The following is a 14,619-nucleotide window of genomic DNA, read 5'->3' on the forward strand; positions in this document are numbered from 1 at the left end:
AAAGTTCACAGTTACAATAATTTTCATTTTTAAATGTGATCACCATCAATTTTTGCTTTGAACGCAAAAGTGTTTTTAATAATTGACATTGTACACAAACTTTATTTATTGTTATTTTTTATTATGTTACTGAAGGAAACTAAAATTATTAAATGGGAAAAGGAGAATAACATGCCAAATAATACCATAAGCCAAAAAACGAAAGAGAAAATTCCTTTTACCGCCTATGATATTGGATGGGTAATTTTATGTATTGGTATGGCAATCGGTTCGGGGATTGTTTTTATGCCAGTACAAATAGGTATTAAAGGAATATGGGTATTTATTGCAGCAATTGTTATAGCTTATCCCGCTCTTTATTTATTACAAAATTTATATTTAAAAACCTTATCAGAAACAGATGATTGTGAAGATTATACTAGTGTCATAACTCAATATTTAGGTAAAAATGTAGGCATGATATTGGGAATTGCTTATTTTTTAATGCTATTACACGGCATGTTCTCATATTCTTTAGCCGTAACCTTTGATAGTGCTTCATATTTGAAAACATTTGGGGTTACAGAAGAATTATTATCCGACCATATCTGGTATGGATTAGTTATCTTAATTATTTTAGTGTCCATTGCAGCACAAGGAGAACGTTTATTATTTAAAGTTTCTGGTCCAATGGTGGTGGTAAAATTTGGTATTATAGTATTACTTGGTGTTGTTATGGTTCCACATTGGAACTTTAATAATATTACTGCATTTCCACCTATTCTTGACTTTTTTAGAGATGTTTTATTAACTCTGCCATTTGCACTTTTCTCTATACTTTTTGTTCAAATATTAAGTCCAATGAATATAGCTTATCGAAAAATAGAAAGTAATAAGCAAATAGCCACTTATCGTGCCATTAGAGCTAACAGAGTTGCTTATATCATACTTGCTATTGCGGTGCTATTTTTTGCTTTTTCTTTTACATTTTCAATTAGTCACGAACAAGCCGTATCTGCGTTTGAACAAAATATTTCAGCTTTGGCTATTGCTGCCCAAGTTATTCCTGGATCTATAGTGAAAATAATGACAGCATTATTGAATATTTTTGCTGTTTTAACTGCATTTTTAGGTATTTATCTAGGATTTCAAGAATCTATAAAAGGACTCGCAATTAATATCATCAGCCGATTTATACCAAAAGAAAAAATCAACAAAAGAATTTTACATATTTCTGTGTGTATTTTTGTAATCCTTGCTTTATGGTTATGGGTTTCCACACGTTTTTCAATATTATTTTTTATGCAATTAGGTGCTCCACTATTCGGTATCGTACCATGCCTTATCCCTTGTTATTTAGTTTACAAAGTCGAAAAACTAAATAAATTTAAAGGATTCTCTATTTGGTTTATAGCTTTTTTTGGTGTATTACTATGCTTTTCACCATTTTTAAAATTTTTCGAATAAATAGAACAACAATAAAATATTATGGAGTATAAAATGAAGAATAATTTTCAAGTCAGTACTAAATTGACACAATTAGGACGTAATCCTAATGAACAATATGGTTTTGTGAATTGCCCAACCTATCGTGGGTCAACTGTTATATTTAATACTGTAAGCGACATTGAAAACGATAATGCTGTTTTCAATTATGGTACTGCAGGTACACCAACAATTGCTAATCTTGAAAATGCTTGGAGTGAACTTGCTGGTGCGGCTGGAACGGTGTTATCTCCATCAGGACTTGGGGCAATTGCTTTAGCACTGTTTACCACAACAAAAGCGGGTGATCATCTATTGATGCCTGATAGTGTTTATCGTCCATCAAGAAATTTTTGTAATAATATGATGATAAAATATGGGGTTGAAGTCAGCTATTATGATCCACTTATAGGTTTGGATATTGAAACTTTAATCAAACCTAACACATCCACAATATTTTTAGAATCTCCCGGATCACAAAGTTTTGAAATTCAAGATGTACCAGCAATTGTCAGTGTAGCTAAAAAATATGGTATTAAAACTATTATTGATAATACTTGGGCTACACCACTATTTTTTAAAGCACATGAGCATGGTGTAGATTTATCATTGGAAGCTGGAACAAAATATTTAGGTGGGCATTCCGATTTATTGATGGGAGTTGTATCTGCTAATAAAGAGACTTGGCCAGCACTACGTGCAACTTATGATTATATGTCAATGCTTCCGGGTGCTGAAGATTGCTTTTTAGCACTTCGTGGTTTGCGAACGATGCATTTAAGACTCAAAGAAGCTGAAAAACGCGGACTTGAAATGGCTCATTGGTTAAAAGATCGCCCAGAAATACTCAAAGTTCTTCATCCTGCATTACCTGATTGCCAAGGACATGAAATTTGGAAACGCGATTTTACTGGGTCATCAGGTTTATTTTCGGTTGTATTAGATCCTAAATATACACATCAAAATTTAGCAAATATGCTGGATAATATGTCAATATTTGGGCTTGGTTTCTCATGGGGTGGTTTTGAAAGTTTAATTATTCCATTTGATTGTAGTAGCTATCGCACTGTAACTAAATGGAATCCTGGTGGATTAACAATTAGATTACAAATCGGACTTGAAGATATGGATGATCTCAAATCAGATTTAGCTCAAGGATTTAATCGCCTGAAAAATTAAAAAAAGCAAAAAGTGGAATAAAAGTTCCACTTTCTGTTTTATGCCACTTTTATACAGATTTTGTTAAATTGTCTTCCGTTAATTACTTTAAAATTAAAAATTGCCGAGGTTAGCTAGCGAGAATTAGAAAAGCAGCGAGTAAACCTTGGCATGTATAATTACCTAAAATTATTTAGGTTTAAATCCTATCACCTAACTAATAGCTAGCTAAAAATAATTCGCATTTTTACTGTTATTAAACAAACCATAACCATAGTTTTCTAAAATTAAAACCTAATTTAGTAAGATAAAATTAACTATTGTAAATAAATAATATAGTTCTTGAAAATTAAGATATAATTTTTTACAGTATACAACATAATAATTCGAAATTGTCTTTTTTTACCACTCTCTACTTTTCTATACCTAAGCCTTAGGAATTTAATATTCAATTTACTGAGTATTCAATTCTATTAAGGTTCTTTTAATAAAAAAAGGAGTGTTGCAATGTCAGAAAAAAAAGTACTAACCACTAATAATGGTGCTCCAATCGCCGATAATCAAAATTCTCGTAGTGCTGGTCCCCGTGGTCCGGTGTTAATTGATGATTATCAACTAATCGAAAAACTAGCTCATTTTAATCGTGAGAATATTCCTGAACGCCGCGTACATGCTAAAGGTTCCGGTGCCCATGGAATCTTCACAGTAACAAATGATATCACCAAATATTCTTATGCTAGTCTATTTGCCAATATCGGTAAAAAAACGCCTGTTTTTGCAAGATTTTCAACTGTTGGTGGTGAACGCGGTTCATCTGATACCGCTCGTGACCCACGAGGATTTTCCGTAAAATTCTATACCGATCAAGGTAACTGGGATATTGTTGGTAACAATACTCCGGTATTTTTCATCCGCGATGCTTTAAAATTCCCTGATTTTATTCATACCCAAAAACGTGATCCTAAAACTAATTTGAAAGATCCGCAAATGATGTGGGATTTTTGGTCATTATCGCCTGAATCGCTACACCAAGTAACTATCCTGTTTTCAGATCGAGGTATACCTGATGGTTATCGACATATGCATGGTTATGGTAGTCATACCTATAGTGTGATTAATTCTGACGGTATTAGATTTTGGGTTAAATGGCATTTTAGAACTGAACAAGGTATCAAAAATATTCATCCAAAAAGAGCAGCAGAATTGGACGGTACTAATCCTGATTCGGCCCAAGAAGATTTATTTAAAGCTATTGAACATGGTGATTTTCCAAAATGGCGACTTTATATGCAAATAATGACCGAAGAACAAGCTAATAATCATCCGGAAAACCCGTTTGATGTTACTAAAGTTTGGTCACAACAAGAATATCCATTAATTGAAGTTGGTGTAATGGAATTAAATCGCAATCCAGAAAATTATTTTGCCGAAGTTGAACAATCAGCATTTGAACCAAGTAATGTAGTCCCAGGCATAGGATTATCACCTGATAAAATGTTGCAAGGCCGACTTTTTGCTTATGCCGATGCTCATCGCTACCGTATTGGTACTAATTACCAACAATTACCAATTAATGCGCCTAAGTGCCCGGTACATAATTATCAACGTGACGGTGCTATGCATTTTTATAGTCCTGACAATGCACCTAACTATGAGCCCAATAGTATTGATAGTGCACCCAAACAACAACCACAATTTGCCGAACCACCATTAACAATTCCAAATGGTACTATGGATCGCCATAATCATCGTGTCGATGAAGATTATTATTCGCAACCGCGCGCACTATTCAATTTAATGAAACCTGAACAGAAACAGTTGTTAATTGATAATATTATTGGATCGATGAGAAATGTTGATCGTGATATTCAAATTAGACAGCTAAAACACTTTTACAAAGTTCATCCCGATTATGGACAAGGCATTGCCCAAGGGTTAGGTATTGATGTTTCGTTAATCAAAAGCTAATTAGTACTATAAACATGCCGACTAAGTTTAGTCGGCATGTTTAATCGAGTAACAGCTTAATAGTTAAGCGATTATTTCTTTTTATTTTTTTTCAATTTTTCCAAAATTACTGTCATTAAAGGGCGATGGCACTTATAAATCATATCTGGTGGCAACATAATTAACTCAGCAATTGGCGCAGCCCATGCAGGAATTTCGGTATTTTCTGGATTCTGATCATCTATAGGAGTATCAACTGTAAATAACTCGTTACTAGCAAAGAGTTGCTGCTTTATTGTAATATCATTATCATCTGTATCACTAAGCATTTTACAAGCATCTAATATCTCTTGTGCAAATAATTCCGACCAATTCTCAGTTGCATATTTAGGTGTAACTATTTTAGAAACATGCCTTAACATATCACGAAAAAGTAACAAATAAACCATTTGCACATTACGTCCTGATAAATTAGCTAACTGCTCATCAGTAAGTGCATTATTGATAATATTTGGTCCCCATTTAAAAAATAGTGTTTCTTTATACAATTTTATAATAGGTTTTATTGAGCTATACTTTTTTTTCACCAAATCATCAATTTCACGTGATAATTGAAGGGTCGGGTAACCAACATGATCACGGCCATTTAAATCACGTTCTGATAATTGTCGATTCTTTTGTTTTTGGGGTAAAATTTTTTTTAGCAATCCTAGCATTTAATTTTCCTTGTTATTTATTTTTTTGCCTAACTATTTCAAATAAGCAAATTCCTGTTGCCACTGACACATTAAGGGATGACACAATGCCCGCCATAGGGATACTAACTAACTCATCACAGTGTTCTTTAGTCAAGCGGCGCATGCCCTCTCCTTCGGCGCCCATAACCAAAGCTAGTGGTATTGATGATGTTTTATAAAAATCGGTTTGATAAAGTGTTTTATCTGCTTCACCGGCTGTACCGACAATCCATACTTGAAACTCATCTTGTAACATGCGCATAGTACGTGCCAAATTAGTTACCCGTACTACCGGCACACTCTCGGCTGCGCCACATGCTACTTTTTGGGCTGTCGAATTAAGTGGTGCTGAACGATCTTTGGGTACGATGATCAAATCAACCCCTGAGGCATCGGCGGTACGAATACAAGCGCCCAAGTTATGCGGATCGGTAACACCATCTAAAATTAAAATAACTGGCTGTTTGCTTTGTTGCATAAGTAATGGAATATCGTTTTCTTGATAGCCGCGACTTTGTTTTACTAAAGCTAAAATACCTTGATGCACACCATTACGCGTTTTTTCATCTAACCATTGGCGATTAGTCACTTTAACTGGCAAACCGAGTTGTTCAAGTTCACACACAACGGCTGTAAGACGTTTATCTTCACGACCTTTAGCGATAAATACTTCAATAATCCTTTCTGGTGCACGCGCGAGTAATGCCTCAATCGCATGAATACCATAAACAGTTTCACTCATCTATTTTTTACTCTTTGTCTTTTTATTACTTTGTTTGCTTTTTACGCGTTTTTTATTTTTACTTTTGTTGTCAGTTTTACTATTAGCTTTACTACCTGATTTTACACTTTTTTTGTTAGTAGCGGCTTTACTTTTACGTTTTATAACAGCATCAACATTATTCTTATTTGCATTTTGTTTGCTTTTATCTTTTGCCGTTTTACCTTGGCGTTGTGGTTTATTATTACTATCAACTAATGAAAAATCAATTTTGCGCTCTTCAGGATTGACGTTATCCACTTTCACCTTTACTTTATCACCTAAACGGTAACTAAAATGAGTATTTTCACCTAGCAAACGGTTACGTGAAGCATCAAAGCTATAATAGTCATTTTCTAACGATGACACATGTACCAGTCCATCTATAAACAAATCATCAAGACGCACAAAAAAGCCGAAATTAACCACACTAGAAATAGTGCCATTATACACTTCACCAACATGATCTTGCATATAATCACATTTGAGCCAATCAACAACGTCACGAACCGCCTCGTCAGCACGACGTTCAGTCATTGAACAATGTTCACCAAAATAGAGCATCTCGCTGGTATTATAACGATGACCACCGGTTTTGCTGGTCTTATGTTTTTCATTAGCTAACACCCATTTAATTGCGCGATGCAACAATAAATCCGGATAACGACGAATTGGGGAAGTGAAATGCGCATATTCATCGAGTGCCAAACCAAAATGCCCGCGATTTTCAGGGTCATATATAGCTTGCCTCATTGAGCGTAAAATAACGGTTTGTAGCATATCGCAATCCGGACGAGTTTCTACTGTTTGCATTAATTGCGCCACATCTTTAGGTTGAGGTTTAGCTCCACCATCCAGTGTTAGTCCTAATTCACTTAGAATATTACGTAAATTATTCATACGTTCTTCATCCGGCCTATCATGGACACGAAATAGAGAAGGTATCTCGGCATTTATGACTAATTTAGCTGCAGCAACATTGGCTAAAATCATGCATTCTTCAATAATTTTATGCGCATCATTGCGCTCTGCCATTTCTATACTTTCGATACGTTTATCAGCATTAAATATAAATTTCGGCTCTTGCGATTCAAAAGCAATAGCACCACGCACCACACGCGCTTTATCGAGTACTTTATATAATCCATATAGATTTTCGAGATGCGGGACTAAATCATGGTAATGTTGACGTAATTCCTCGTCCCCTTGTAAGATTTTGGCGACTTTAGTATAAGTCAAGCGCGCATGCGAGTTCATTACTGCTTCATAAAATTGATAGCCAGTCAAACGACCTTTATTAGACACGGTCATTTCACAAACTAAACATAAACGATCAACTTGTGGATTTAAAGAACAAAGACCGTTAGATAATACTTCAGGTAACATTGGAATAACCCGAGATGGGAAATAAACTGATGTTCCTCGTGCACAAGCTTCTTTATCGATTGCCTTACCTAGTCTAACATAATAACTCACATCGGCAATAGCGACCCATAAACGGTAACCGCCACCACGATTTTTTTGGCAAAACACAGCGTCATCAAAATCACGTGCGTCCTCGCCATCGATGGTAACTAACGGTAAATCGCGCAGATCTTTGCGTCCTTTTTTGGCACTTTCCGGGACTTGTTCGGTGAATTTACTAGCTTCTTTTTCAACTGCTTTAGGAAATTCATAAGGAATTTCATGATTACGTAAAGCTATATCAATGGCTAAATTAGTGCCCATTATTTCGCCAAGTACTTCTTTAATTATACCTACAGCTTTTTGTCGACGTTCTGGTCGTTGTTGTAATTCAATGACCACTACCGAACCCATGCGCACAGTTCGGTCTGGCTTACCCGCTACTAATATATCAAAATTTAAACGACTATCATCCGGCACTACAAAACCGATGCCTTGTTCGATAAAATATCGGCCAACGATTTGATTGCTACGCGGTTCTAAAATACGCACCACACGGGCTTCTGTTTTACCTCGATATTGGCTTCCTATCGGTTGCGCTAAAATAACATCACCTTGTAACACCTTTTTCATCTGCTCTGGTGATAAATAGTAATCTTCAGGCTTACCTTCAACCCGCAAAAATCCAAAACCATCACGGTGGGCTATTACACTGCCTTTCACCATATCAAATTTCTCAGGTAAGGCATAACATTTACGCCGAGTAAACACCACTTGTCCATCACGTTCCATAGCACGTAAGCGGCGATGTAAAGCCTCTTTTTGTACGTCATTGTTGATTGACATCGCTTGAGCAATTTTTTCTAAATTAGCAGGTTTTGCTTCTTTAGTGAGATAATCTAGAATAAGTTCTCGACTAGCTATTGGAGATTCATATTTCTTAGCTTCTCGATCATAAAAAGGATCTTTTATCATGAGCAATTTCCTTTGAGCAAATATTAGATTAAGCATAGCATAGAGTTAGATAACTTAAAATCTACATTCAATTTATTAACTATTAGTAATATGCTTGAAACAGGTTAACAATACTTAAACGTATACCACTCCTGAAACATTTTTACAAAAAATATGGCGCTAAATAGCGCCATTAAGTTATTTAATTGATTAATAACAATTATATTTTTATGCTTGTCTTTTTTCCCTGTCAATTGCACGATAGCCAATATCATGACGATAAAAGCAACCATGCCAATAAATATGTTTAATTTGTTCATAGGCTCTTTGTTGTGCTTCATAAACAGTATTACCTAATGCCGTGACACAAAGCACTCTACCACCATTGGTATATACTCGTCCTTTTTCTAAGCTAGTCCCAGCATGGAATATTTTACAATCAGCAGTTGATTCTTCCGGTAAACCAATAATTACGTTTTGGGTGTTATATTCACCAGGATAACCACCAGCAGCCATAACAACGCCTAAAGCTGGTCTTGGATCCCATTGGGATTTTACTGTATCTAATTTACCTTCAACTGCTGCTAAACAAAGTTCAACCAAATCCGACTGCAATCGCATAATGATTGGTTGGGTTTCTGGATCACCAAAACGACAATTAAATTCAATAACTTTGGGATTGCCCTGTTTGTCAATCATTAAACCGGCATATAAAAAACCAACATACACATTGCCTTCCTCTGCCATACCCTTGACGGTAGGATAGATAATTTCATCCATCACTCGAGTAAAAACTTCATCAGTTACTACTGGTGCCGGTGAATAGGCCCCCATACCACCGGTATTTAATCCGGTATCACCATCACCAACTCGTTTATGATCTTGACTGGTTGCCATAGGTTCAACATGTTTACCATCAACCATGACGATAAAACTGGCTTCTTCTCCATCAAGAAATTCTTCAACAACAACTCGATGTCCCGCATCTCCAAATGCATTGCCTGCCAACATGTCATGTACTGCTTCTTCAGCTTCTTTAAGTGTTGTGGCAACTATAACACCTTTACCAGCAGCAAGTCCGTCCGCTTTGATAACAATTGGCGCACCTTTTTCACGAATATAAGCAATTGCAGGATCTACTTCGGTAAAATTTTGATATTCTGCCGTAGGGATTTTATGTCTAGCCAGAAAATCTTTGGTAAAGGCTTTAGAACCTTCTAGCTGAGCGGCTGATTTTGACGGACCAAAAATTTTCAGGCCTGCTTTTTGAAAACTATCAACCACACCAATAACTAAGGGAGCTTCCGGACCTACAATGGTTAAATCAATTTGCTGTTGTTGGGCAAAATTTAGCAATCCACCAACATCAGTTGCTTTAATATTGATGTTCTCTAGTGTTGGTTCAAGCGCTGTACCGGCGTTACCCGGGGCAACAAAAACTCTTGTAACTAATGGGGACTGTGCCACCTTCCAAGCAAGTGCATGTTCACGACCGCCATTTCCAATAACTAATACTTTCATACAAGATCCTTTAAATACTTCCCTTTGCCAGAGAAAATAAATAGATAGAGTTTTATAAAACTAGGTACTGAAATTTATGTTGTTTCTTGATACCAATTAATTAAACCAATCTCAAAATATTAATGCCTAAAATGACGCATATTCGTAAAAATCATGGCAATATTATGTTCATTTGCAGCTTGAATTACTTCATCATCACGGATAGATCCCCCTGGTTGGATCACACAAGTAACTCCAACTGCTGCAGCGGCATCAATACCATCTCTAAATGGGAAAAAGGCATCTGAAGCAACCACTGAACCTGCTACTTCTAAATTTTCATCAGTAGCTTTTATGCCAGCAATTTTTGCTGAATAAACCCGACTCATTTGCCCTGCTCCAATTCCAATTGTCATGTTATCTTTTGCATACACAATCGCATTGGATTTAACAAATTTAGCAACTTTCCAACAAAACAGAGCATCAGCAAGTTCTTTGCTTGTTGGTTGCCGGTTAGTAACCACTTTTAAATCTGCTTCAGACACCATTCCTAAATCACGATCTTGAACTAATAATCCACCATTTACACGTTTAAAATCTAAACTTTTTATGGATGAATTCGACCATTCGCCACATTCAAGCACCCTGACATTCTTTTTAGCAGCTGTAATAGCCAATGCTTCTTGGCTAACCGATGGTGCAATAATTACTTCAACAAATTGTTGGTCGACAATGGTTCGCGCTGTTTCGGCATCTAAAGTGCGATTGAATGCAATAATGCCACCAAAAGCTGAAGTTGGATCGGTTTTAAATGCACGCAAATAAGCATTTAAGATTGTATCACTAGTTGCCACACCGCATGGGTTAGCATGTTTTACAATCACACAGGCTGGTTCACTAAAGGTTTTCACACATTCAAGTGCAGCATCAGTATCAGCAATATTATTATAAGAAAGCTCTTTACCTTGTAGCTGTTTAGCTGTGGCAATACAAGCTTCTTTTACACCATCTTCAATGTAAAAAGCTGCTCCTTGGTGAGCATTTTCGCCATAACGCATATTCTGTTTTTTAATAAATTGCAGATTTAATGTCCTCGGAAATTCACCAGCCAGCTTGTCTGTTTCACCAAAATAAGGTGGAACTAATTGACCAAAATAATTAGCGATCATGCCATCGTATTTTGCTGTGTGTTCAAAAGCTTTGATCGCTAAATTAAAACGATATTCTAAGGAGAGGGAGTTTTGATTACCATCCATCATAGCAATAATATTGGTATAATCATTACAATCAACGACAATGGCTACATCTTTATGGTTTTTTGCCGCGGATCGAACCATTGTGGGCCCACCAATATCTATATTTTCAACGGCATCCTCTAATGTGCAATTGGTTTTAGCTACTGTTTGAGCAAACGGATACAAATTAACCACAACCATATCAATTGGTTTAATCTGATGTTGCTGCATTATTGCATCATCAACGCCTCGTCGCCCTAATATAGCACCATGGATTTTAGGATGTAAAGTTTTTACTCTGCCATCCATCATTTCCGGAAAGCCAGTATAATCCGCTACTTCGATCACTGGGATTTGATGTTCCATTAGTAGCTTAGCTGTACCACCTGTTGATAAGAGTTCTACATTTCGTTGAGATAACGCTTGGGCAAATTCTATTATTCCAGTTTTGTCGGACACACTAAGTAAGACTCGACGAATAGGACGATACTGTTGCATGAAAAGGCTCCGAAGTTGATAGTTAACATCCAATTCTAGAAAATAAATATTATATATAAAACAACAATGGATGTTTAGTTTTACTTAATATGATCTAATATAAAAACTAGTAATTATTGTAAATAAACATACAACTATCTATTTTAAATATACGTTTACTATGTTTCCTTACTTACGCAAATTATTACCCATTAGTTGATTTTTTTGAAAGGTATTCAAAGTAATTTTTTATAAAAAATGAGTAATATTTTACTAACTATAATTCGATTTTAACTTTGCTATTAGTATTAATTTTATTAATATATTTATTGTATCTAATTGATAATAATTGCTAATGATTATTCCTATTTACTAGTCATCACTATAACCTAAACTACGTAAAGCACGCTCGTCGTCAGCCCATCCTGCTTTCACTTTCACCCAAAGTTCTAAATGGACTTTATTATCAAAGAAGGATTGCATGTCTTTACGTGCTTCAATACCAATTTTTTTGATTTTTTCGCCTTTATTGCCGATGACCATTTTCTTTTGCCCATCACGTTCAACTAAAATAAGACCATTAATACGATACATGCCGGTTCGTTCATCAACTTTGAATTGTTCTATTTCAACGGTTACAGAATAAGGTAATTCATCCCCTAAAAAACGCATTAGTTTTTCACGAATAATTTCTGATGCCATAAAGCGTTGTGAGCGGTCGGTAATATAATCTTCAGGGAAATGATGTTCCCCTTCGGGTAAGTGTTTTTTTACAATATCTTTGATTATATCTATACCTTCACCTTTTTCGGCGCTAATTGGTACTACATCCAGAAAATTAATTTTTTGGCTAATTTCTTGAATATGTGGTAATAATTGGGTTTTATCGATGACATTATCGATTTTATTAATAACTAATAACACTGGGCATTTACACCCTTTTAATTTATTAGCCACCATTTCATCGTCATCATTCCAATGAGTACCTTCAACGACAAAAATAACCAATTCAACATCACCTATCGAGCTACTTGCTGCTCGATTCATGAGTCGGTTAATTGCTCGTTTTTCTTCGATATGCAGTCCAGGAGTATCAATATAGATCACCTGATCATTATCTTGGGTATCAATGCCAATAATTCGATGACGGGTAGTTTGAGCCTTACGAGAGGTAATCGAAATTTTTTGACCTAATAGTTGATTTAATAATGTTGACTTACCTACATTTGGTCTACCAACAATGGCAACAAATCCACAATGTTGTTTTATATCTGTCATTTTATACCTAATTGGTTTAGTGCTTCTTGAGCAGCAGCTTGTTCTGCTTTACGACGACTTAAACCCCGTCCCAAATATTCATGACTATCATTGTCAATTTTACATTGGATCAAGAATTCTTGTTCGTGATTATCACCAGTGACTTCAAGAATCAAGTAACATGGGCGTGGATGATGAATACCTTGCAAATATTCTTGCAGACGGGTTTTGGCGTCTTTCTGTTTAATTCCTGGTTTTATTTCATCCAATCGAGACTGGTACCAAGATAAAATTAATTGACGTATAGTTTCAATATCACTATCTAAATAAATAGCACCAATGATTGCTTCTACCGCATCAGAAATAATTGATTCACGGCGAAATCCACCACTTTTTAATTCACCTTGACCAAGGATTAAATAATCACCTAGTTTAAAATTTTTCCCTATCACTGCTAAGGTTTGGCCACAAACTAAGGTAGCTCGCATTTGGCTCAAATCACCTTCATCTTGTTTTACAAAACGGTGATAAAGTTCATCAGCTATCACAAAACTTAAAATAGAATCGCCTAAAAATTCTAAACGCTCATTATGAATTTTATTAGCACTACGATGAGTTAGTGCTAATTCAAGTAATGTAAGGTTTTTGAATTTATAGCCTAATGCTTGTTGTATTTGACTAAATTTTTTCATAATAGTTACACAACTAGTGTATGCTACCAATACGGTTAAATCGAATACCCGTTGGCCATTCATCAGGTTGTTTTTCAAAACTCATCCAAATTGCTACAGCTTTACCAACAAAATTACCTTCAGGGACAAAACCGAAGTAACGGCTGTCACCACTATTATCGCGATTATCACCCATCATGAAATAGTGACCTTCAGGTACTACCCACGTAGCTATTGGTTGACCATTTTGATGATAAAAACGACTAATGTCTTCTTGTGTCCCTTGAGTTGTTAAAATATCGTGAGTCACATTACCTAAGGTTTCTTTTTGTATTTCCATATTCAGTGTTGCTAAAGGATTTGAAGCTGCAATACCTTTACTTGCATACTGTTCTGAGGTATAGAAACTAGGATTTGACCTATAATTTTTATGTACCTCTTTCCAATTACTCATTTCCGGATCACTATAATGCAAATCAAGAGGCATTGATTGTTGCCCCACACAATTCTCATCTGATGATTGGCAAGCTGGATAGATAACAAGCTTTTTCTCTTTGACAAGGTAAACAATTTTATCACCAGGGATTCCTACCACGCGTTTAATCAAATCCAACTGTGAATCATTGGGATGCTTAAATACTGCCACCTCACCACGTTGTGGATGCCCGGTAGAAATCAATACAGTATTGGTAATCGGATCACGTAAGCCATATGAATATTTTTGCACAGCAATAAAATCACCAATTAACAATGTTTGAATCATTGAACCGGATGGAATTTGAAAAGGTTCCAATAAAAAAGAACGAATCACAAATACCACAAATAAAACAGGGAAAAAAGAGGCTAAACTTTCTACCCAACCTTTAGGTTTACCGACTTCAGCAAGTACTTTCCCATCAACTTCACCATTAGTTTGTTGACGTACGGCTTCAACTTTACGTTGTCTTTCTGGTTTCCATTTGAACTTTTCTAGAAACCAAAAAATTGCGGTAATAAATGTAGCTAATGTTAATATGATGGCAAATGTTCCAGCCATTTTTTTTCCTCTTTAACTG

The 14,619-nt window shown here is 35.7% G+C and carries 11 protein-coding genes; 3 read left to right on the forward strand and 8 right to left on the reverse strand.

The features are described 5' to 3' along the window. The first annotated feature begins 171 nt into the window (after positions 1–171). The 3 genes from A9G12_RS08215 to A9G12_RS08225 all read left to right on the forward strand — a co-directional run bounded on the left by A9G12_RS08215 (position 172) and on the right by A9G12_RS08225 (position 4,590). Positions 172–1,446 carry an amino acid permease gene (locus tag A9G12_RS08215; RefSeq protein ID WP_065565355.1) on the forward strand — a complete coding sequence of 425 codons (1,275 nt, stop codon included), beginning with the start codon at positions 172–174 and terminating at the stop codon, positions 1,444–1,446. Positions 1,447–1,479: 33 nt separating this feature from the next. Then, positions 1,480–2,643 (forward strand): cystathionine beta-lyase, encoded by a 1,164-nt coding sequence (metC, locus tag A9G12_RS08220; protein WP_141674129.1) that lies wholly within the window; start codon positions 1,480–1,482, stop codon positions 2,641–2,643. A gap of 486 nt (positions 2,644–3,129) precedes the next feature. Then, entirely contained in the window at positions 3,130–4,590 is a 1,461-nt protein-coding gene (locus tag A9G12_RS08225) for a catalase (RefSeq protein WP_065565357.1), read from the forward strand. A 71-nt stretch (positions 4,591–4,661) separates the two neighbouring features. Here A9G12_RS08225 and A9G12_RS08230 read toward each other — a convergent pair whose 3' ends face one another. The 8 genes from A9G12_RS08230 to lepB form a co-directional block, all read right to left on the reverse strand. Beyond that, positions 4,662–5,285 (reverse strand): hypothetical protein, encoded by a 624-nt coding sequence (locus A9G12_RS08230; RefSeq protein WP_065565358.1) that lies wholly within the window; start codon positions 5,283–5,285, stop codon positions 4,662–4,664. A 13-nt stretch (positions 5,286–5,298) separates the two neighbouring features. Next, positions 5,299–6,048 carry a 23S rRNA (guanosine(2251)-2'-O)-methyltransferase RlmB gene (gene rlmB, locus A9G12_RS08235; RefSeq protein ID WP_065565359.1) on the reverse strand — a complete coding sequence of 250 codons (750 nt, stop codon included), beginning with the start codon at positions 6,046–6,048 and terminating at the stop codon, positions 5,299–5,301. Beyond that, positions 6,049–8,445 carry a ribonuclease R gene (gene rnr / locus A9G12_RS08240; RefSeq protein WP_065565360.1) on the reverse strand — a complete coding sequence of 799 codons (2,397 nt, stop codon included), beginning with the start codon at positions 8,443–8,445 and terminating at the stop codon, positions 6,049–6,051. A gap of 207 nt (positions 8,446–8,652) precedes the next feature. Beyond that, positions 8,653–9,945, reverse strand: coding sequence for a phosphoribosylamine--glycine ligase (gene purD / locus A9G12_RS08245; protein ID WP_065565361.1), 1,293 nt, complete (start codon positions 9,943–9,945; stop codon positions 8,653–8,655). A 119-nt stretch (positions 9,946–10,064) separates the two neighbouring features. After that, positions 10,065–11,657 (reverse strand): bifunctional phosphoribosylaminoimidazolecarboxamide formyltransferase/IMP cyclohydrolase, encoded by a 1,593-nt coding sequence (purH, locus tag A9G12_RS08250; RefSeq protein ID WP_065565362.1) that lies wholly within the window; start codon positions 11,655–11,657, stop codon positions 10,065–10,067. Between the two features lie 351 nt (positions 11,658–12,008). Continuing rightward, positions 12,009–12,914 (reverse strand): GTPase Era, encoded by a 906-nt coding sequence (era, locus tag A9G12_RS08255; RefSeq protein WP_065565363.1) that lies wholly within the window; start codon positions 12,912–12,914, stop codon positions 12,009–12,011. Then, positions 12,911–13,588 (reverse strand): ribonuclease III, encoded by a 678-nt coding sequence (gene rnc / locus A9G12_RS08260; RefSeq protein WP_442903481.1) that lies wholly within the window; start codon positions 13,586–13,588, stop codon positions 12,911–12,913. Before rnc ends, era begins: the two co-directional genes overlap by 4 nt. A gap of 10 nt (positions 13,589–13,598) precedes the next feature. Beyond that, positions 13,599–14,600: a signal peptidase I gene (lepB, locus tag A9G12_RS08265; protein WP_065565365.1), complete on the reverse strand. Its 1,002-nt coding sequence runs from the start codon at positions 14,598–14,600 to the stop codon at positions 13,599–13,601. Between the last annotated feature and the right edge of the window lie 19 nt (positions 14,601–14,619).

The organism is Gilliamella sp. wkB112 (assembly GCF_001690685.1).
In the GTDB taxonomy this organism is placed as follows: Bacteria; Pseudomonadota; Gammaproteobacteria; order Enterobacterales; family Orbaceae; genus Gilliamella; species Gilliamella apicola_J.

Coding starts and splice junctions, on each gene's coding strand:
- rnr (WP_065565360.1), bottom strand. CDS start 8,445: ATGATAAAAGATCCTTTTTATGATCGAGAAGCTAAGAAATATGAATCT.
- purH (WP_065565362.1), bottom strand. CDS start 11,657: ATGCAACAGTATCGTCCTATTCGTCGAGTCTTACTTAGTGTGTCCGAC.
- era (WP_065565363.1), bottom strand. CDS start 12,914: ATGACAGATATAAAACAACATTGTGGATTTGTTGCCATTGTTGGTAGA.
- rlmB (WP_065565359.1), bottom strand. CDS start 6,048: ATGAGTGAAACTGTTTATGGTATTCATGCGATTGAGGCATTACTCGCG.
- metC (WP_141674129.1), top strand. CDS start 1,480: ATGAAGAATAATTTTCAAGTCAGTACTAAATTGACACAATTAGGACGT.
- A9G12_RS08215 (WP_065565355.1), top strand. CDS start 172: ATGCCAAATAATACCATAAGCCAAAAAACGAAAGAGAAAATTCCTTTT.
- lepB (WP_065565365.1), bottom strand. CDS start 14,600: ATGGCTGGAACATTTGCCATCATATTAACATTAGCTACATTTATTACC.
- A9G12_RS08225 (WP_065565357.1), top strand. CDS start 3,130: ATGTCAGAAAAAAAAGTACTAACCACTAATAATGGTGCTCCAATCGCC.
- A9G12_RS08230 (WP_065565358.1), bottom strand. CDS start 5,285: ATGCTAGGATTGCTAAAAAAAATTTTACCCCAAAAACAAAAGAATCGA.
- purD (WP_065565361.1), bottom strand. CDS start 9,945: ATGAAAGTATTAGTTATTGGAAATGGCGGTCGTGAACATGCACTTGCT.